Source organism: Longibacter sp. (assembly GCF_051155795.1).
Taxonomy (GTDB): Bacteria; Bacteroidota; Rhodothermia; order Rhodothermales; family Salinibacteraceae; genus Longibacter.
Genome location: NZ_DAXETW010000154.1, coordinates 20,369 through 40,250, shown reverse-complemented (window position 1 = coordinate 40,250; position 19,882 = coordinate 20,369). Strand labels below are relative to the sequence as shown.

The following is a 19,882-nucleotide window of genomic DNA, read 5'->3' as shown; positions in this document are numbered from 1 at the left end:
CAGGGAGCCTACACGCTCGATGCAACGCGGAGCGCCGTGCACGTGCCGGCAACGAAGGCGTTTCCCGAAAACACGGAGCTGGAGGCCCGCTTGACGTTCGCGACGGATGAGGAGCCGGGGATCTATGTTCGAGAGACGGCCGCAAACCCTTTCGCCCTCACGTTTCGGGTTCGCCACTCCTTCGTTTCGCTTCCGGAGATGGGCACGTATAGACCGCGCCGATTCGACTCGCGGGCCGGGTACTACGGGCCTACGTTTCGCGATTACGGCGTGCCGATCGGCGACGAGATCGCGCAGCGATACATCGCCCGGCATCGCCTCGAGTGTGCCGTTGAGCCGGATGCGAACGGCCTCTGCGATCCGGAAGAGCCGATCGTTTACTATCTGGACCGGGGCACCCCGGAACCGGTCCGCTCCGCTCTGCTGGATGGGGCGCGCTGGTGGGGGGAAGCATTCGAGGCCGCTGGGTTCCGGAATGCCTTTCGGGTGGAGATGCTTCCGGAGGGGGCGGATCCCATGGACGTTCGCTACAACGTGATCCAGTGGGTTCACCGCCGGACGCGCGGCTGGAGTTACGGGGCGTCGGTCTCGGATCCTCGAACGGGGGAGATCCTGAAGGGCCACGTAACCCTCGGGTCGCTCCGGGTCCGACAGGACTATCTTCTGGCGGAAGGCCTCCTCGCTCCGTACCGGGGCGTGGATGCAGCAGGCTTCGGTGAATCCGACCCGATGCTGGACATGGCCCTCGCCCGCATCCGGCAACTCTCGGCACACGAGATCGGACACACGATCGGGCTTCGGCACAACTTCGCGGCCTCCACGAACGACCGTGCGTCCGTGATGGATTATCCGGCCCCTCTGGGAGTGGTGGAGGGCGATTCGATCTCTCTGCGCGATGCCTACGATGTGGGCATCGGCGAATGGGACATCCACGCGGTGCGGTACGGGTACGGAAGGCCGGAGGAAGGACAGACCGAGGAGGCGTTTCTTGCGGCCGCGATTCAGGCGCGCCAGGACGCGGGTCTGCGGTACCTGACCGATGCGGATGCTCGCCCGGCCGGCGCTGCGCACCCGTACGCCAACCTCTGGGACAACGGCAGCGACATGGTCGCGTCCCTAAAGCGCGAAATGGCCGTCCGACGCGTGGCCATGGATCGGTTCGGACCGGCGGCGGTCCGGTCGGATCGGCCGATGGCTATGCTCGAGGAGGTGCTGGTCCCGCTCTACCTGAGGCACCGGTATCAGGTGGAAGCGACGACCAAGCTCGTCGGCGGCGTGACGTACACGTATGCGCTGCGCGGTGATGCCGATGCGAGGCTCCCCACTCCAGTCCCCGCCGACCGGCAACGAGATGCATTAGACGCACTCCTGGCGACACTCTCCCCGGAATCCCTCCGCCTCCCGGACGCCGCACTCGACATGCTGCCGCCCCGGCCGCCCGGGTACCCGTCGAATCGGGAGCTATTCCCGGGTCGCACCGGGCTCACGCTGGACGCGTATGCGCCGGCCGAGGTCGCGGCATCCATGGTGCTGGCGGGGCTTGTTCATCCGGAGCGAGCGCATCGGCTGATCCAGCAGACGAGCGAAGCGCCGGACATGCCCGGCTTCCGCGACGTGTTGCGTGCGGCGTCGGACGTCATCTGGGAGTCGGGGGACGGGGACGAGATGGATGCCGAACTCCGACGCGTCGTCCGCGACGTCTGGCTCGACGTGCTACTCGACGCTGCGACGATGGATGGCGCCAGTCCGGCGGTCACGGCCCGCATCGAAGAGCAGCTTCGACAGATGCGCCAACGTGCCCGAGCCCGCGGGAACGACCGGGACGCGGCACATCGCGCACGGATTCGAGCAGTGATCGATCGGTACCTGGACCGTTCGTACGCGGCCGGAGGGGGTGGCGGCTCGGACCTCGACACGCCGCCCGGCTCGCCCATCGGCACGACCCGGACGCCCGCCGCGCGCCAGAACGCACGGGAGCGCGCACTGGACGCTTGGGCCCGCCGCCCGGCTCTATGCCGACATCATGTTCACTGAGCGCTGGGCTCCCCGCGGGGTGACGGTTATGTCTCATCGCTCGACAGGTCCCGGATGACACCGAACAGCGTGTGCGCACGTTCGATGCTCTGCAGCCGCCGGGTGTTCTCAAACACCGCATACCCGCCGTATCCGATCCAGAAGAGGGAGAACACGAGCGTCGCGATGGTTTCCATGCCGCCGTTGACCAGGTCGAGGAAGACCACCACGTGCATGACGGCGGCCACCGGAAAGGCGATCACGCCCAGCCAAAGCATCAGCATTGCGCGCCGGCGCATGGACGCCAGGGCGTCCAGGACCGTGGGCCATTGCTCATCCCGAATCGCCTGGATGGTCTCGTGCGACAGCGTCGCGGTCCGCTGTCCCTCCGCGTCCCGGGCGTTCAACAAATCCATCGCCCGGTCGACGAGTCGCTGCCGAAATGCATCGGTCGGTCGATCGGCAGGCGGCGAAGACGGTGCAGCTTCCGGTTGAGGCATGAACGCTGGAGGCGGACAGGTGGCGAGAGGTCGTTCACCCGGCCTCAACGTGCGTCGGACCTCGCGGGTTGCTTTCAACCCATCGTCTGGAACGCATAAGACCGGAAGACGCGGGCGGCGGCAGCCGACGCGGCCCCCCAGGGCTCTACCTCTACGTCGATCGACGCCTCACCCGCGTTCTTCCGGATATGTCAGGCTGTATCGGGGTCCGCGGACGTCTGCGGTGCGCCGGCCCGATTCGAGGAGGCCTGCGACGGGGCGGGCCGGGCGCGACCCGCGAGCGGGAGAAGCATCGGGACGCGCTCGCGATAGCGTCGGTAGCGTTCGCCGAATCGTGCGAGGAGGTCGCGTTCCTCGAGCAGGGCGCCGATCAGGATGTATCCGCTTGCGCCGCCGGCGAACAGGAGGTGACCGACGGTCATGTGTGGCGTCGACCAGAAGGCAATCAGGAAGCCCAGGTACAGGGGATGGCGCACGTACTGATACAGGCTTCGTACCTGAAACCGGGGTTCCGCAAGCGGCTTATCCTTGTAATGGGCGTGGACCTGCTTGAGGCCGAACAGGTGCCAGTGACTGATGATAAATGTGGTGCCGAGAACGATCAGCCAGCCCAGTCCGAAGCTCGCCCAGAGCGCGTTCCGGGCCCACACCGCATCGACCTCCCAGATGGTCGCCGGCAACGGTCGCCACTGCCACATGACAACCGCGAGCACACCGGACGCGAACAGAACGTATGTGCTTCGCTCCATTGACTCGGGGACGATGCCCGTCCACCATTTTTTGAAACCGGTCCGCGCCATTCCACTGTGCTGGATGGCGAAAAGCCCCAGAAGCCCCGTGTTGATCAAAATGGCGGTCCAGAAGCCGGTCTCCGTACCGGAATCAATCGTTTTTGGAACGCCAAAGCCGCCGATAAACGCCACGGAGTAGGAAAAGACCACCAGAAAGACGAGATAGCAGATGATGCCGTACGTAAGGGTGAGTGCGCGTTTCATGGGATCGGTCCAGCCGTGAGTGATAGCGTCGAAGAGCGTGTCGGCAAGGTGGGCGGTGGAGCAGGACGTCGTCTCGAGATGGATGAATCCTGGGCTCCCGCCTCTGAAAGGCATTGAAGAATCGGGAGATGCCTCTTATCTTCATGGTTACTGTATGGTGCGGCGATGGACGTCGCCTGCACCCTTTTCCCGTCGGCAGGAGAGAAAAATGGGCTTCCCCCCGGCGCATAGCGAACGGTCTGTTCGCTGGTCTGATATGATCGGTATGACCGGATGAGGCCAGCACGCGGTATCTGCCCTCCACCCTGCACTCACCCATTACGTAAGGTTCGCCCGAACCACGACATGGGGCGAACGCTCGATACGCCCGGTCAATGTGCAGGCTGATATGTCTACATCGGAAACGCTTGACGTAGCGCTCGTGCAGCGCCTTCTGGAAGCTGCGCAGGAAGGGGACGAGGATGCCCTCGATCGCCTGATGCCCCTGATCTACGACGAGTTGCGGTCGCTGGCGCGCCATCTCCTACGACGGCGCCGCCGCGTCATGTCGACGACGGAACTCGTCCACGAAGCCTACCTGAAGCTGGACGGGCACATGGAGGTGGACTGGCACAGTCGCGCCCACTTCTTTGCGATCGCCAGCCGGGCCATGCGGCAGGTCCTGATCGATACGGTACGGAAGGAGACGGCGCAAAAACGAGGCGGCGACGCAAAGCCGGAGCCGCTGATGTCCCACCATCTGCGGACGGACGTGCCGGTGAACGATCTGATCGCGCTCGACGACGCCCTCGATCGTCTCGACGCCATCGATGAACGTCTTCGAAAGGTGGTCGAATGCCGTTTCTTCGGCGGCATGACGGAACCGGAAATCGCCGCGGCGCTCGATGTCTCGACACGCACGGTTCAGCGGGATTGGGTGAAGGCACGCGCCTGGCTCTACCGAGAGCTGTACGGCCCGAATGAGCGGTCTGACCCGGCCGCGTCGCAATCGTGATTTGCTTCGCGTGTCGCTCTCTCGTGAGGGAACCCTCCCGGCCCCGCACTCAAGACTGACCCACCCATGACGAATCAGTGGCAGCGAATTGCGGACCTGTTCGACGAAGCACTGGCACGGCCTGCCGCCGAACGACAGCAGTGGCTTGACCAGGCCTGCGGGGACGATACAACGCTCCAGCGCACCGTCGAGCAGCTCCTGCTCGCCCATGAGCGTACCGCCGGCATCCTCGACGAAGCGCCGCGTCAGTGGATGGACGAGGACCGGCCGATTGAGGCGGCAGAGGTGGGCGACCGCCTCGGTCCGTATCGTCTACTGCGTGAGATCGGTCGTGGCGGCATGGGGACCGTCTATCTGGCAGAGCGTGCCGACGATGCCTTCGATCACCGGGTCGCGATCAAGGTGCTCCGACACGTGGTCTCACGAGAGTCTACTCGCCGCTTTGAGTTCGAGCGGCAGATTCTCGCGACGCTGGACCACCCGAATATAGCGACCTTACATGGGGGCGGGAGGACGGATGACGGGCGTCCCTACCTCGTGATGGAATACGTCGACGGTGTCCCGCTGATTGAACACTGCGACCGGCAACAGCTTTCGATGAACGAGCGCGTCGAGCTCTTCATCACCGTAGCGGACGCGGTGCAGGCTGCCCACCGGGGGCTCGTGGTTCATCGGGACCTGAAGCCGTCGAATATCCTGGTGACCGGCGACGGTCGCGTCAAGCTGTTGGACTTCGGCATCGCCAAGTGGCTGGATCCCGGTGCGGGTGGCAGTCGCCTCCGACCTCCGGACACCCAGCCGGGACATCGCCCCATGACCCCGGCCTACGCCAGTCCGGAGCAAGTGCGAGGTCATTCCATCACGACCGCGTCGGACGTCTACCAGCTCGGTTTGATCCTGTACGAGCTTCTGGCCGGACGGCGTCCGTATGAGGTGCAAGGCCGGTCCCCTTCGGAGGTCGAACGGATCATCTGCGACGATACACCGCCCCGCCCCAGCGCATCCCTGTCGTGTCGGTCGAGCGAGGACGACGCCTCTGCGACGACCGTCAGCGCACCCCCCGCGTGGGACCGCATCGCGATGGACCGCCAAGCGTGGCCGTCGCGTCTCCGGCAACGCCTCGAGGGGGATCTCGACGCGATCATCATGACGGCCATTCGGAAGGAGCCCGACCGCCGATACGCCTCCGCCGCAGACCTGGCGGATGACCTGCGGCGATTCCGCGATGACCGGCCGGTCGACGCCCGGGGCGACTCCCGGATCTATCATGCGCGACGATTTCTCCAGCGCCACCGATGGGAGAGCGCCGCGGCCGTCGCGTTCCTGCTTCTGCTCGTGGCCTATGCCGTCACGGTGACGGTGCAGTCCCGGCGCATCGGGGATGCCCTGCACGAAGCACGGACGGAGGCGGAAACGTCGGCCCAGGTGACGTCTTTCCTGCTGGACCTCTTCGAAGCCAATGCCCCGAGTGCATCTCCAGGCGATACGGTGACGGCCCGCGACCTCATGGCCCGGGGCGTGGAGCGGGCCGAGTTGCTCGACGATGAGCCTGTCGTGCAGGCGGAGATGTTCGGCGTGGTCGGGCGCGTCTACGTGAAGCTGGGTGAATACGACCGGAGCGAGCAGCTGCTTCGCCGTTCTCTGAAGCAGCGGCGCGACCTGCTGGGGCCGCGCCATCTGGACGTGGCCACAAGCCTCAACGACCTGGCGGAAACACTTGAAGCCCGCGGGCGCCTCGACACGGCGGCCGTCCTGTACCGGGAGGCGCTCACGATCCGCGAGCGACACCTGGGCCGCGACGATCCCCTCGTGGCCGCAAGCCTCAATAACCTGGGCGAGCTGCGCACGAACCAGGGTCGGTATGCCGACGCCCGACCCCTTCTGCAGGATGCGCTGGACCTGCGCCGGGATCTGCTCGGACCGCGTGACCCGGAAGTGGCCGTGAGCCTCAATAATCTTGGCATGCTTCACTGGAACGAAGGACGATACGATCGGGCGGAGACGCTCGTCCGCGAGGCCCTGTCGATCCGGCGAGCGGCGCTGGGTCCAGCCCACGTCGAAATCGTCTGGGACCTGAACAATCTCGGCCTGATCCTGGAGGATGCCGGGCGCCTCCGGGAAGCAGAACGTCTCCTGCGGGAATCCCTGACGATGAGCCGCCGCCTGTACGGCGACGAGCACCCGGAGGTGGCGGATGCCCTGAACAATCTGGCGAGCGTTGTGGGGCGACGGGGACAGACGCAGGAGGAGCGGCGCCTGGCCGAGCAGGCGTTCGAGATGCGACAGCGTCTTCTCGGGCCCGGGCACCCAGACGTGGCAATCAGCCTGAACAACCTGGCGTCGCATGCGCTGCAGGCCGGGCAACAGGAGGCAGCTGAGGAGCGGTACCGGGAAGCCGTCGAGCGCTTTCGCGACGCATTCGGGGCCGACCATCCGCACGTCGCGTACCCGTTGCTGGGTCTTGCAAGAACACTCGTGGAGCGTGGCACGCGGTTCGGAGAAGCAACCCAGAGCGCGACGGAAGCACTTCGGCTTCGAACGGCGTCGTTACCCGCAGACCACTGGTTGATCGGCGAAACACGGAGCGTGCTCGGAGCGAGTCTGGCAGGAGCCGGTCAGCGGGCTGCGGCCACGCAGTCGCTTGAGCAGGGCTATCAGGCGCTGCGGCAGGCGGAGGGGCGTGAGGACGAAACGCGATGGGCCCTACGCCATCTCATTGAGCTATATCGAGACGCGGGTGAGCCGGCCAAAACCGCCGCGTACATGGATACGCTCGCCCGCGTCCGCGCGCCATGACGCATCCAATGTCGGACGCTATGCCGACGCTGGGCCGAAGGGACCTCCTGACGAATCAACCCTGCGGCTGGTCGTCACCGAAGTGATCAAACCCACCGGGCCGGACCCGGACATTTTCCCCGTCCGCCTGCTTGAGCTGGACCCGCGGGGTGTCCTCCTCGGGGGCTTCCATCTCGCCGATGACGTTGAAGCTCTGCGGGTCCAGGTCCTTAAGCTGTTCCTCCGACGCCGTGAAGACGAGCTCGTAGTCCTCCCCGCCGAACAGTGCATAGACCGTCACCTCCTCTCCGAATTCGGTCGCCGCGTTGCGCGTGTGCGGGGAAATCGGGATTGACGGCTCGTAGAGCTGGGCACGCGTGCCGCTGGCCTCGCAGAGGTGATGGACTTCCGACGCGAGTCCGTCGGACACGTCGATAAGCGAGGAGGGGCGGAAGCCTGCGCCTTTCCAGTTGCGCACGGCCTGCAGCTGCGCCGGTGGGGCCAGGTGCCGACGGATGACGTACGAGAACTTGTCGAGATGGGGCTGGAAGTCTTCCCCCTGTTGCTGGAGCTGTTCACGCTGGAGCAGAAGCACCTTGAGGCCGGCGTAGGACGCACCGACATCGCCCGTGACGCAGATCTTGTCGCCCGGTTTCGAGCCGCGCCGGTACACGACCTCATCCTCGGCAGCTTCTCCGATGACCGTGACGGTCACGGACAGGGAGTGGGCGCCCGTCGTGTCGCCACCGATGACGGTGATACCGTAGGCATCGCATGCCTGCTTGATGCCCTGGTAGAGCGTTCCCATCGCCTCCACCGAGGCATTCTTCGGGACGCCGACCACAACGGTTGCGTACCGGGGGCGCGCGTTCATCGCCGCCACGTCGCTAACGTTCACGGACATCGCCTTGAACCCAAGGTGCTCCATCGGCATGAACGTGCGGTCGAAGTGCACGCCCTCGATCAGCGCGTCCGTGGTCACCACGTGCACCGTCTCGTCGGACACGCGGTAGACCGCTGCGTCGTCCGCGATACCCTCCAGGATGGAGTCGTCGTCGGATTCGCCGAGCGTATCCCGGAGATGCGCGATCAGGCCGAACTCACCAACCTCGGAAATCGCCGTTTCCTGCGGGTGGATGTCCGGGCCGGCGCCGCGGTCGGAGGCTGAAGGTCCGTTTTCAGCGGGAGTGTCCATGTAGTCGGCGGGGTGCGGTCGGTTGAAGTCGCAGTACGAGAGCGGTAATCAGACTATACCTACCCCGACGGTTCGCTGGTGTTTTGACGGCCGCCCGGATCTCGTTGCAATGTTCAAACCGCTTCGTCGTGGCGGACGGTGGTCGACGGAGCGGGCATGTAGAGGCCGCCCTGCACAGCGGCAAGGCGCGCGCCGGTGACATGCGGCAGGCCGGTAGGGACGCCGTTCGCCGTCTCGTGCGCCAGTACCGCGAAGAGGACGGCCTCCTTCGCATCCGGGTCGACTCCGCCGTCGAGATCGCTCGTTCGCCGGACGGGGATCGGGGCGAAGGCCGCGCGGAGCATGCTCATCAACGTCTGGTTGTGCACGCCGCCCCCGCTTGCGTACACGACGTCCGCTGTGTGCTTGGGGCGAACGTAGCGGGCGTATCCCTGATACACCGATGCGGCCGTCAGCATGGTCGCCGTAGCGATCAGGTCGGTGTCGGAGAGAGAACGAGACCGGCCCTTTTTCAGGAACGTATCGCAGTACCCCGGTCCAAACATCTCCCGACCGGTGGATTTCGGCGGGGGGCGGTGGAAATAGTCGCCCATCAGCAGGTCGGCCAGCAGGTCGGCATCGGGGGACCCGTCCGCCGCGTAGATGCCATCTGCGTCGTACGGCTCGTCGAACAGGCGGTCGGCGAGTGCGTCGATGACCATGTTTGCCGGACCGGTGTCGAAGGCCTGAAGGTCCTCTGTGCGGCCGGCCGCCGGCAGGAGTGTCAGGTTAGAAATGCCGCCCAGGTTGAGCAGCACCCGCGTCTCCTCCTCGCTGGCAAAGAGGACGTCGTCGAGGTACGGAGCCAGTGGGGCACCCTGCCCGCCGAGAGCCATGTCGGCACGCCGGAAATCGCCGACGACGGGCACGCCCAGACGCTGGGCGAGGGCGGACGGGTCGTCCGCCTGATACGTCGCACGGACCGCTTCTCCGGCCACGGGAGCGGCGTCGGGCAGGTGCTGGATCGTTTGCCCATGCGATCCGACAAGGTCGAGGTCTTCCATCTCCAGCCCGGCGGCATCTACGGCCATTCGTACGGCGCGGGCCGACTCGATCGGCAGGCGGGCGTTCAGACGCGCGATGTCTCGAACAGAGGAGCGTTCAACATCCGACGCCATCAGGATCAGCTCCCGCAGCGCGTTCGGGTAGGGGCGATGAACGAAGGACAACGCATCGACCGAAAGGGACCGGCCGCTTCCGACGAGATGCGTGACAACAGCATCGACGCCGTCCAGAGAGGTCCCGGACATGAGGCCGGCAACGACGCGAGACGAGCGTGCGGGCAGAGGCATGAGGCGCGAGGGGAAGAGCGAGAGATCCGAGCGAGTCCGTGCTAAGCGTCCGACGCGTCCCCGCCGGCCCGGTCGTCCGCTGCTTTTGCATCCGCTTTTCTGCGCATCTCGGCCGCATTCTCCAGGTGCGCGCGAGCGTTCGCGGGCTCCTGCGACGCAAGCTTGACGTAAATACGTGCCGCCTCGCGATACTGGGACTGGGCTGCATAAATCCGCGCCAGCGTTTCGGAGACGAGATCCTCGACATCGTCCTCGAGGTCCGGCTCGGGCAGGTCGTCGAGATCGGGTTTGGGATCGATACGTGCCGACTCAAGATCCTGGATCAAGCGGTCAAGGTCTCCAATCGTATCGTCGGGGTCGACCGAATCTTCGGTTTCGGACGAGAGGTCCGGTCCCGATATCCCGGCGCGAGCGCCACCGCTACGTGCTTCGCGTTCGGCGGATTGCCGGAGTTGTTCGAGTTCTGACAGGCCATCCCCTGCGTCGTCACCGCCATCGGAATCACCGCCATCGGAAAAGGTGTCGAGGTCGGTATCCGACGGCATGAGGTCGTCCGGGGAGGGAATCTGCACCGACGCGTCCGCATCGTCGTCTGCTGAATCCGTCGACGGTGCTTGAGCGGCGTCCTCGCCGCGATTCTTGTCGGAGGCAGATGTCTCCGGTGGGTCTGTTTCCTCCGTGGTGTCTGCTGAACCGGTCCGGTCGAGAAACGGCGAGTCCAGGAGTCCTTCATCCGCATCAACCGACGACGGCGAGTCCGATTCCTGCGGCTCTGCGTCCGGTGCGTCGTCATGCGTGTCCTCCGTTGAGCCGGTCTGGCGGGCAGCGAAGTCCGGGATGAAGCTTTCGGCTCCCGTCGCCGCCGTCTCATCTGACGTCGTCTGGTCCGCACGGCTGGGCCCGCCGTCCTCGGTGCGTTGGGGTTGCTCCTGCGCCGCAACGTCGGGATCGTCGGGGTCGTCGGCAACCGGCGTGGGTTTGCGGGAAAGCAGGGAGGCTGCAGCGTCGATGATGGCCGTGTCCGGGCGGTAGCTCGTCGTATCCGGGCTCCGAGACGCGCGAATCTCCGGCGTAGAGGCGGTCGTGTCCGGGGAGGGGTCCGCCGGCTTCTGTCGGCTCTGATGGGCGGCGGACGGTGTTGAATCAGGTTCTGCCGAGTGCTGGTCCGCCCCATCTGCGTCATCCGAGGATTCGGTCGGCGTGCCGGACAGCAGCGCCTGGGCCTGCTGGGCAACCGGGTTTGCAGCCTCGTGATCCGATGGCTCGCCGGTGTCTTGAGCGGGATCGGGCCCGGCCGGCGTGGGTGGTGAGGTCTGTTCAGCCAGGTCCTCAGGCGACGTGGTCTGCGGCGGCGTGTTCTCGTGTGACGTCGACTCAGCCGATGCGGAAGGTTTCGGGGGGGTGGACGTGGGCGAGGCGTCGCCCCGGGAGGAAGAGGCTGTCTGCGCGGAGGGCGCGTTGCCATCACCTGCATCCTCGGAGGATGCCTCCGTCGTCTCGATCTTTTCGATCACCCGTTCCTTCCCGGCCTGGACGATCGGGCTGTTCGGCATCAGGAAATGCGCGTTCTCCCACGACCGAAGCGCCCGATCCCAGTTCTGGTTCGCCTCGTAGGCCCGCGCCAGCAGCACGTGGGCGGTCAGGTGGGCGGGAAGCTCCTCCACCTTCCGCTCCAGCGTGGAAATCGCGGCGTCGACGTCCCGCTGACGCAGGAGTTCGAGAGCGTGCTGAATATCAGGAACGGACATAAGACGTCGTCGGGGGGGTACAGGCGGCGGATCACTGAAGCCGGAACGTGCGCATATTCCCGCATCGGAGCAACCTACGATGAACGGGCCGCATTTGAAAGTGGCTGCACGGCGGTGCGGTGTCGAAGCATCGTAAATTTGCGCAACTCCGCCGGCTATTGTGCATGACGGGATAGACCGTACGGGCATCTGTCCGGGATGATGCCGTCGAGAATGCGGGGTCCCGCGGTCGCGTTTCTCAGGTCGCAGGCGCAGGTGTGGCCTGTCGGACGGTCCGGACCTGCTGGACATTGGAGACCGTCACCATCACGAAGCCCGCGGCGAAGAGCGCCTGGAAGGGGATCGCCGCCCATTCCCCGAGGACGATGGTGGCGCCGAGGCCGATCGTGCAGTACATGGCGAGCAGGGCCTCGCCCCAGATGACGCGGGGGATGTCAGATATCGCGTACCGGCTATTCCACCAGTTGTCGCTTCCCGTGTCTCCGTATTTCGGCGTACGGATGAACGCTGTCTTCTTGCCTCGGAGAGCCTGCCAGAGGGCTTTCGTGTTGGAAAGCGCGAGTCCCATCGACCCGGCCATGAACGCGGGGAAGAGCCGAACGCGCCGACTCCAGTCCGGGTACAGGGCGCGCTGGGCAAAGAGCTGGGCCAGAAAGAACCCGGCGAACCCGATCAGGCCGAGGCCCATCACGCCAAAGTAGGTTTCGCCCGGCCCGTACCCGAAGTTCTTGAGGACGAGAAGCGGGGCGTGCGTGAGGGCCGCCAGCAGAATAAACGGGAACGCGAAGTGCGCGGAGAGGTGGAGCGTTCCCTCGAGTTTGACGCGGAGGGGCTCGGTCGACCGCCAGAGCCGGCCGGTCATCTTAAGCGCGGTTTCGACCGCCCCTTTGGTCCACCGGAATTGTTGTGTGCGGAGGGCATTCATGTCGGCGGGGAGTTCGGCCGGCACCTCTACCGTCGGCACGTACTCGAATCGCCATCCATTCAGTTGCGCGCGGTAGCTGAGGTCGAGGTCCTCCGTAAGGGTATCGTGCTGCCACCCGCCCGCATCCTGGATGCATTCCCGTTTCCAGATGCCCGCGGTGCCGTTAAAGTTCATGAAGCAGCCGCTCCGCTGGCGAACGTGCTGCTCGATCGCGAAGTGTGCGTCGAGCCCAAAGGCCTGGACCTGCGTGAGAAGGGAATGCTCCTGGTTGATGTGTCCCCAGCGTGCCTGGACCATGCCAAGGTTCTCGTCCTCAAAAAACTTAGGCATCATCTGCCGGAGGAATTCCGGCTGCGGGAGAAAGTCCGCGTCGAACACCGCGACATAGTCGCCTCGGGCAAGGCGAATACCGTTTTCGAGGGCGCCGGCCTTGTAGCCGGTCCGGTCGGTTCGGTGGATGTGAACGATGTCCAGTCCGCGGTCCTGCCAGTAGGACACGCGCTTTTCCACGACGTTGACGGTGTCGTCCGTGGAGTCATCCAGAACCTGGATCTCGAGTTTGCGCCGGGGATAATCGATGCGTGCGCAGGCGTCAATCAAGCGCTCCGCGACGGCGGCTTCGTTGTAGAGCGGGAGTTGAATGGTGACGACCGGCCACGAGTCGTCCGGCTCGGGAAGCTCGTTCGGGTCCGGGACCGGTCCGTCGACGAGTTGCTGGTCTCGGGCGTGGAAAACGGCGAGCCAGAGTAGGTTGCCTCCGTAAACGACGAGAACAGCAATGGAGATCGCGTACAACGCGGGAATGACGACCTCAAGGGCGGCGACCATAAACAGAACCAGAGTGATGCAACAAGCGACGCAAACGTGTGCGCAGAGCCGGACAAAGCGCACAACATCGTCGCGCGGGTCCGCTCCGTTATCAAGACCGCAATCTATCATTCCGATTGCGTGGACGCAACACGACCCGAGGCGATGGCCGTCTGAAGGCGCTCATCACACGCATTGTTCGCGACGCCTTCACGTCACCGCCGCAATGACGCCCGCCAGGGAGGGATTGAGGTTGGGAATTCGGAATTGAGGACTGGGAACTGAGGACTGGGAATAGAGGATTGAGTATGGAACGCGCCATCCGCAGCCCCAGCCACCGTCTGGATGACACAAACCTTGAACCCTGAACCCTGAACCCTGAACCGGTAGCCCTCTCCCTACCGATTCCGCCCGTATGTTTCGTGGGAGGAGACCCAGTCGGAGGAGGAGATGGCCGAGCCCAGGCTCAGCTCACCTGCGAGAGCAACGCTGGCGACGATCTCCGCTAACTTGTTCACCTTCCCCTTCCCGTAGCAGTTCATCATCTCCAAGCATTCGCGCTGCGTAGCGAGGCCGGTGCCGCCGCCGTAGGTGGCGACGATCAGCGACGGGATGGTGAGCGAGATGTAGAGGTCTCCGTCCTCGGTGATCTCCGTGTACAACACAGCCGCCGACGACTCGGACACGTTCGCCACATCCTGACCGGTGGCGATGAACATGGCCGTGATCGCGTTGGGTGAGTGCGCCCCGTTGTTGTTGGCGCCCGACAGGAAGGCACCGACCGTTGCGACGTTCCAGTGGTAGTGCAGGCTCTCCGGTTCCACGCGCATGTGCTGGATCAGCGCCTTTCGCGGAATGGTCGCCTCGGCCGTCACTCGCTTTCCTCGCGTCCGCATCACGTTCACCTGAGATGCTTTCTTATCGGTTGCGAAGTTGGACTCGAGGTAGAAGTGCTGGATCGGCTCCGGATAGTGGTCGATGATCCAACCGCACGCGGCGAAGGTGGCACGGCCCACCATGTTCTGCCCCGCCGCATCGCCGGTTCGGTAATTGAATCGCAGGTAGGCAAACCGGTTCGACAGGTAGTTGTCGATGTAAATGAGCTCTGCCACGCTCGACGTCGCCTCGGCTTCCTCCCGAATGCGGTCGATGTGTTCGTCCACCCACCGGGTGAAGTCGCGGGCTTCCCGCGCGTCCCGAAACACGAAGACAGGCGCCCGTTGCATGGCGTCGTTCACGACGGTGGCTTTCACACCGCCCGCCAGGTTACAGACTTTGATGCCCCGGTTGTAGGACGCGACGAGCGTACCTTCCGTCGTCGCCATCGGAATGATGTAGTCGCCCTGCGCATTCTCCCCGTTCACCGTCAGCGGTCCGGCGACGCCGAGCGGAATCTGTGCCACGCCCGTGAAGTGCTCGCAGTTGCCACGCGTGGTCTCCGGATCGATCGAATACACGGGCGTATGCTCCAGCGACGTGCCCGTCTTCTCCTCGACCCACTGCTGACGCGTCCGAATCGCCTCTTCGCTGTAGTCGTCCTGTTCGTTTCGGGGGATGCGAACGATTTCATCCTCCCCTTCGGTGATCGCGTCTTCGACGGAAAAGCTGAGCTTGCCGAAGGGTTTGGCTCGAAACGAGATCTCGATCTGGTGCTTGCCGGTATCCAGGTGTGAGACGCTCGTTGTCCGAACGTGAAGCGTGCGCCGTAGAGGAAAATCGACCGGGTTCTCCTTCGAAATGGTCTGCGGTGTGTAGACCTTCCCATCCCCGAGGTACAGTTCGACCTCTCCGGACGGAACGGTCGCGCCGTTGATCGACACGCTGATCAGCTCTGTAAGGGTCGCATCCTTCAGGCGGTTTTTGATGGAGAACTGAACGCCTCGGTCGGTATTCTCGAGGCTGCCGAACGTGTAAAGCTGCTTCAGCAGCACAGAGGGGACGAACATAGTCGGATCGGATAGAATTGAGTTTGCGAAGCACGCAAATCGGTACCGCGGGTGGCCGCCGCCTCCGGGAGCGCGTCGCGGACTTGGCTCGCCCGCAGGACGTCGTCCTGCGATCGGGACGGCTCGGCATCAGCGGGTGGAGCAACGCTCAGTCGGCGTTGCGATCGTTCTCCTCGAAGGTAACCGTGAGCCAACCGCCGGCTAAGGTGGTACTCTGAACGGTATAATAACTTAAAAAATTCGGCAAAGCGTAATTGCGTCGTTGATTCGCCACCTGGACCACGAGTTCGTCGCCGAACTGCCGGGCCCGGACCTCCGCTTCATCGGCAAAGGGAAGCCGAATGCGGATCGTGTACCCGGCGGCCGTTTCCTCGACCTCGTACGTCGGCTCGTCGTAGAGTACGGCCGTCGCGTCGTGATCCTGGTAGAGACCCTCGGCGATCGTCGCAAGGCGATCCAGCCCGAACACCTCCTGCCCGAGATGCGGAACGGTCAGGATGGGCAGTGGCGCGAAGCTGTTCTCGATGTCGCGCAGGTAGTCCCGCTGTGACGCCAGGTAATTCGAGAAAAGCGAGTTTTCCGGGATCTGATCTTCCGGCAGCACCCGGTTCACCACGACGCTGTCGACGCCGTAACCGTAAAGCTGAAGGTAGGTGTACGCCCGCCGGGCCTCGGCAATCACCATTTTCTCGGGGTTCATCACGAGGCGAATGGAGGTCGTCGCGTGATCGGAGAGCACGTCGCGGATCGCCTCCAGCTTCTCGAAGATCTTCTCCAGCTCATCGTACCCTTTGTCGAGGGGAATCCCGGTCGTCTTTCTAACGCCGAATCCGAGCGACTTGACGGCAAACTTCTGAAAAGGGAACGCCTTCGAAAGCCACCACTGCGTGACCTGCGGGAGCGTCAGGAGCGTGAGCGTCTCCCCGGTCGGCGCGCTGTCGACGATGATGAGGTCGAAGTCGTCTTCCCGGACGGCCTGTTCCAGCCAGAGCAGAACGGAGCCTTCGTTCATTCCCGGGAGGGCGGCCAGCTCCTCGGCCGCCACTTGCTCCACGCCCTGCCAGCGGAAAACCGTCAGCATCAGCTCCCGCATGTTGCCCCAGTACTTCTTCATCGAGTAGTAGAGGTCGACCTCCTGTGCAAACAGGTTATCGACGATCTCTGTGGGTTCGGGCCCTAGGGGCTCGTCGACGGCATCGGCGAGGCTGTGCGCCGGGTCGGAGCTGAGGATAAGGGTCTTGTGCCCCTGTCGCGCAGCGCGAAGGGCGGTTGCGGCGGCGCACGTCGTTTTTCCAACACCCCCTTTCCCGGTGAAAAGCAGGATGCGTGGCAGGGCGTTGGGTGTGGCAGCATCGTCAGTAGGCGACAGCATGGACGGGTGAATCCGTGAGGGCAAAAGGGACATCGACAGGCCGGGCGGCCATGGGAAACGGCAGAAGCGTCCTGTCGCGAATCAATCGGAGCGACGGGGAACGGGCTCGGAGGGCCGAAGGGCGTCACGGACGACGTGGTGGGACCCGGTCAGCAGAAGGGCGTCCCCGGCATCCGCCTGTTGTTCGAAGTGCCGGCGGGCTCCCTCGACGGTTTGCGGCGGGAGTAAGCGCACGCCGCGCCGCCGAAGGAACGCGGCAAGGTCGGCTGGATCGTGAAGGCGCGAGGCGACGACCCGCAGCGGGACGACCGCCGCGCCCCGGTCGGCAAGCACCTTGGCGATTGGTTCGGCGTCCTTGTCGCGTGCGAGAGCGAGTCCCACGCGAAGGTGGCCCCGGACGGACGGCAGCAGGGCATGCAGCGTGGCGGCAAGACTGGACGCATTGTGTGCCACGTCGGCAATGATGAGCGGGCGGTCCGAGAGGATGTCCATGCGGCCCCGCAGGCCCGCCCGCCGCGCAACGGACTGGAGCCCATCGCGTACGTCGCTTGTCGTGACGTCGGGGTAGGCAATCTCCACCGCTCGGGTCGCCAGCCAGGCGTTCCGGTGCTGATGCCGGCCGGGGAGGGCGGGCTGAAGCGCCTCGTACGCCCTCGACGGGGTGCGGAGGTCGAGACCCTGCCTCATGCTCGAGCCGTTATCACGAAGGCTTAGATCCCCTTCGTCCTCCAGAACATGTAGGGGCGCCTGATGTGCCGATGCGATCTCGCGAATCGTGGACAGCGCCTCCGGCTGGGTGACGCCCGTCACGCACGGCGTGTTCGGCTTGATGATGCCGGCTTTCTCCCGTGCAATCGCCGGCAGGGTGGTGCCCAGCAGGTTCGTGTGCTCCAGGTCGATAGTTGTGATGATGCTGACCAGCGGTTGGAGAACGTTTGTCGCATCGAGGCGGCCACCGAGACCCACTTCGACCACTGCGATGTCGACCGATGCCTCGGCGAAGTACAGGAAACTGAAGGCGACCGTCGCTTCGAAAAAGCTGGGTGCCGTTCGGTCGAGGGCATCAGCGTGGCGACGTACCGCTTCATCGAGCCACTCTTCGGGGCCAGCAACGCCGTCGACCCGCATCCGCTCGGTGACGTGAAGCAGCTCGGGCGAGGTATGCAACCCAACGGTCGGGCCCGCCGCTGACAGAATCGACGCCGCCAGGGAAGCTGTCGAGCCCTTTCCGTTTGTGCCGGCGACGTGGATGCTCGGATACGACCGCTCGGGACGGCCCATCGCGTCGAGCAACGCGTGCATCCGCTCCAGCCCCGGCTTGAAGCTGTCATCGGCTTCGCCGGTGAATCGCGGAAGATCGTGGAGACGGTCGAGGCCGGAAGGCATGGGGATACGACGATCAGTAGGAACGGACCGTGCGGGCCGTATGCTCGAAAGAATAGCGTCCATCATCGGGCCAAATGCCGAACCTATCGCATGGACGATTGGTTCTCCAGAACGAAGATTCTCCGGGCGGCTCGGCCCTTCACCGTGGAACCCGTCCTCCCATCCTCACATGGACGCTTTTCCGCCAATGGATACCGGTGCAAACAGATCGGGCGGGCCCCCGGACCCGGGTCGGACGCGCCCGGGTGGCAGCGTCATGCCGTTCCGAGAAGCGGAAACAGGGGTACCCGTCGAGGCGCTCGCCGACGCGGAGATGGAGATGTCGGCCGAGGTCGTTCCGGGTGCGCTAGTAGAGGTTGGGTCGAATCCAGAGTGGGAAACTCGCGACCTGGTGGTACCCCGCCACTACCTGGCGCTCAACCTGGATCCAGAGCCGCTGGAGCTGGAACGGCGGGGTGCGGGCGGCATCGTCCGGGAAACGCTCATGCCGAAGAGTTTCTGGGTGAACCCGCCCGGGCGCCCGTTTTCTCACCGCGTGGCACGCAAGAACCGGTTTGGCCTGATTGCTCTGAAGCCGGATCTCGTCACACGCCTGACCGGCCGCGAGGAGATGGAGACGATGCTCGCGTACGGCGTCGCGGACCCGCAACTGTATCATCTGACGCGCGCCCTCATCGGGGAAGTGCGCGCAGGATTTCCCGGAGGACTCGTCTTCATGCAGTCGGTCGTCACGGCTCTCGCCGCTCACCTCGTTCGTAACCACGGGGTTGAGCCACCCACCCGGCCTTCGGTACAAGGCGGCCTCACGCAGCAGCAAACGAACCGCGTGATCGACTTCATTGAAGCGCGCCTCGTCGACGACATTACGGTCGAGGATATAGCCGCGGAGGCTGCTTTGAGTGCCGGCCACTTCTCGCGGCTCTTCAAAGCGAAAATGGGGGAGACGCCGTACCGTTACGTCATGCGGCGACGAGTGGAGCGTGCCCGCACCCTTCTGGATCATGGCGACCGCCGGGTTGGGGAAGTGGCTCGCAGGATCGGCTTCTCGGGCACCAGTCATCTGACCCGACAGTTCAAGCATCATTTCGGCATCACGCCGAGTCAGTTTCAGCAGGAAGCGCGCCGGTAAGAGGGCGGCACGCTTCTGAATTCGTCACCAACATCAAGGGGGGAGAACCATGACGATTGGAATCATCGGTGCAGGACACATCGGAGGAACCGTAGCGCAGCTATTGGTTGACGACGGGCATACGGTCGTATTGAGCAACTCGCGCGGTCCAGAGACGCTTCGTGAACAGATTCAGACTCTGGGTCCGAATGCAACCGCGAAGACGTCGACGGAGGCGGCCGAGATGGGCGACATCGTGATGGAGGCGATCCCGTTCGGGCGGGTGACCGGTCTGCCCTCCGAGGCTCTCGCCGGTAGAATTCTGGTGACCGCCTCCAACTACTATCCGGATCGCGACGGGCGCATCGAGGCGGTCGACGACGGCCGCCTGACGCAGTCCGAGTGGACGGCAGAGCAGGTCGGTGGTGCCCGTGTCGTGAAAGCGTTCAATACGATATACTGGCAGCACCTGCGCGACCAGGGGAATGCGTCGCTTCCGCTGGACGACCGACGCGTAATTCCTCTCGCGGGCGACGACAGGGACGCGAAAGCGCGTATTTCCGAGCTGATCGAGTCCATCGGGTTCGCGCCGCTCGACATGGGATCGTTGCGCGAGGGCGGGCGCCGGATGGAGCCCGGTGCGCCGATCTACAACAAGGAATGGACGCTGGCGGAGGCGCGGACGCACCTGGCCATACCGCCCGCGTGATTGCCCGCGTAATTGAGGTCGAAAGGGAGACCCGGATTCCGCAGGATCATGCAACAGATCCGCTGAATTCGTCAAATC

The 19,882-nt window shown here is 64.6% G+C and carries 14 protein-coding genes; 5 read left to right on the top strand and 9 right to left on the bottom strand.

The window, feature by feature from the left end:
- Nucleotides 1-2,034, top strand: a 2,034-nt coding sequence (locus ACFCU0_RS14845; RefSeq protein WP_434974463.1) for a zinc-dependent metalloprotease, incomplete at its 5' end; no start/stop codon positions are given.
- A gap of 26 nt (nt 2,035-2,060) precedes the next feature.
- On the opposite strand, the gene ACFCU0_RS14840 is transcribed toward ACFCU0_RS14845, so the two are convergent.
- A complete protein-coding gene (locus tag ACFCU0_RS14840; RefSeq protein WP_434974462.1) occupies nt 2,061-2,513 on the bottom strand; it encodes a hypothetical protein in 453 nt (150 codons plus the stop codon).
- A gap of 191 nt (nt 2,514-2,704) precedes the next feature.
- On the bottom strand, nt 2,705-3,508 hold the full coding sequence (gene mddA, locus ACFCU0_RS14835) for a methanethiol S-methyltransferase (RefSeq protein WP_434974464.1): 804 nt from the start codon (nt 3,506-3,508) through the stop codon (nt 2,705-2,707).
- A gap of 388 nt (nt 3,509-3,896) precedes the next feature.
- Between mddA and ACFCU0_RS14830 the strand changes: the two genes are divergently transcribed.
- Nucleotides 3,897-4,502, top strand: a complete 606-nt coding sequence (locus tag ACFCU0_RS14830) for an ECF-type sigma factor (protein ID WP_434974461.1) — start codon at nt 3,897-3,899, stop codon at nt 4,500-4,502.
- 66 nt (nt 4,503-4,568) lie between these two features.
- Nucleotides 4,569-7,298, top strand: coding sequence for a tetratricopeptide repeat protein (locus ACFCU0_RS14825; RefSeq protein WP_434974460.1), 2,730 nt, complete (start codon nt 4,569-4,571; stop codon nt 7,296-7,298).
- Between the two features lie 55 nt (nt 7,299-7,353).
- On the opposite strand, the gene thiL is transcribed toward ACFCU0_RS14825, so the two are convergent.
- The 7 genes from thiL to ACFCU0_RS14790 all read right to left on the bottom strand — a co-directional run bounded on the left by thiL (nt 7,354) and on the right by ACFCU0_RS14790 (nt 17,987).
- Nucleotides 7,354-8,472, bottom strand: a complete 1,119-nt coding sequence (thiL, locus tag ACFCU0_RS14820) for a thiamine-phosphate kinase (protein ID WP_434974459.1) — start codon at nt 8,470-8,472, stop codon at nt 7,354-7,356.
- 113 nt (nt 8,473-8,585) lie between these two features.
- The gene (locus ACFCU0_RS14815) at nt 8,586-9,803 is read right to left on the bottom strand and encodes an anhydro-N-acetylmuramic acid kinase (protein ID WP_434974458.1); all 1,218 of its coding nucleotides are present in this window, start codon (nt 9,801-9,803) and stop codon (nt 8,586-8,588) included.
- A gap of 41 nt (nt 9,804-9,844) precedes the next feature.
- Nucleotides 9,845-11,551, bottom strand: coding sequence for a tetratricopeptide repeat protein (locus tag ACFCU0_RS14810; protein WP_434974457.1), 1,707 nt, complete (start codon nt 11,549-11,551; stop codon nt 9,845-9,847).
- A 238-nt stretch (nt 11,552-11,789) separates the two neighbouring features.
- Nucleotides 11,790-13,304: a glycosyltransferase gene (locus ACFCU0_RS14805; protein ID WP_434974456.1), complete on the bottom strand. Its 1,515-nt coding sequence runs from the start codon at nt 13,302-13,304 to the stop codon at nt 11,790-11,792.
- A 377-nt stretch (nt 13,305-13,681) separates the two neighbouring features.
- Complete coding sequence (locus ACFCU0_RS14800) at nt 13,682-15,229, bottom strand: hydroxymethylglutaryl-CoA reductase (protein WP_434974455.1); 1,548 nt, start codon at nt 15,227-15,229, stop codon at nt 13,682-13,684.
- 148 nt (nt 15,230-15,377) lie between these two features.
- Nucleotides 15,378-16,601, bottom strand: a complete 1,224-nt coding sequence (locus tag ACFCU0_RS14795) for an ArsA family ATPase (protein ID WP_434974454.1) — start codon at nt 16,599-16,601, stop codon at nt 15,378-15,380.
- A gap of 81 nt (nt 16,602-16,682) precedes the next feature.
- Nucleotides 16,683-17,987 (bottom strand): bifunctional folylpolyglutamate synthase/dihydrofolate synthase, encoded by a 1,305-nt coding sequence (locus tag ACFCU0_RS14790; protein ID WP_434974453.1) that lies wholly within the window; start codon nt 17,985-17,987, stop codon nt 16,683-16,685.
- Between the two features lie 256 nt (nt 17,988-18,243).
- On the opposite strand from ACFCU0_RS14790, the gene ACFCU0_RS14785 reads away from it, so the two are divergent.
- The gene (locus ACFCU0_RS14785; protein ID WP_434974452.1) at nt 18,244-19,116 is read left to right on the top strand and encodes a helix-turn-helix domain-containing protein; all 873 of its coding nucleotides are present in this window, start codon (nt 18,244-18,246) and stop codon (nt 19,114-19,116) included.
- A gap of 49 nt (nt 19,117-19,165) precedes the next feature.
- On the top strand, nt 19,166-19,804 hold the full coding sequence (locus tag ACFCU0_RS14780; protein WP_434974451.1) for an NADPH-dependent F420 reductase: 639 nt from the start codon (nt 19,166-19,168) through the stop codon (nt 19,802-19,804).
- Nucleotides 19,805-19,882 lie beyond the last annotated feature (78 nt).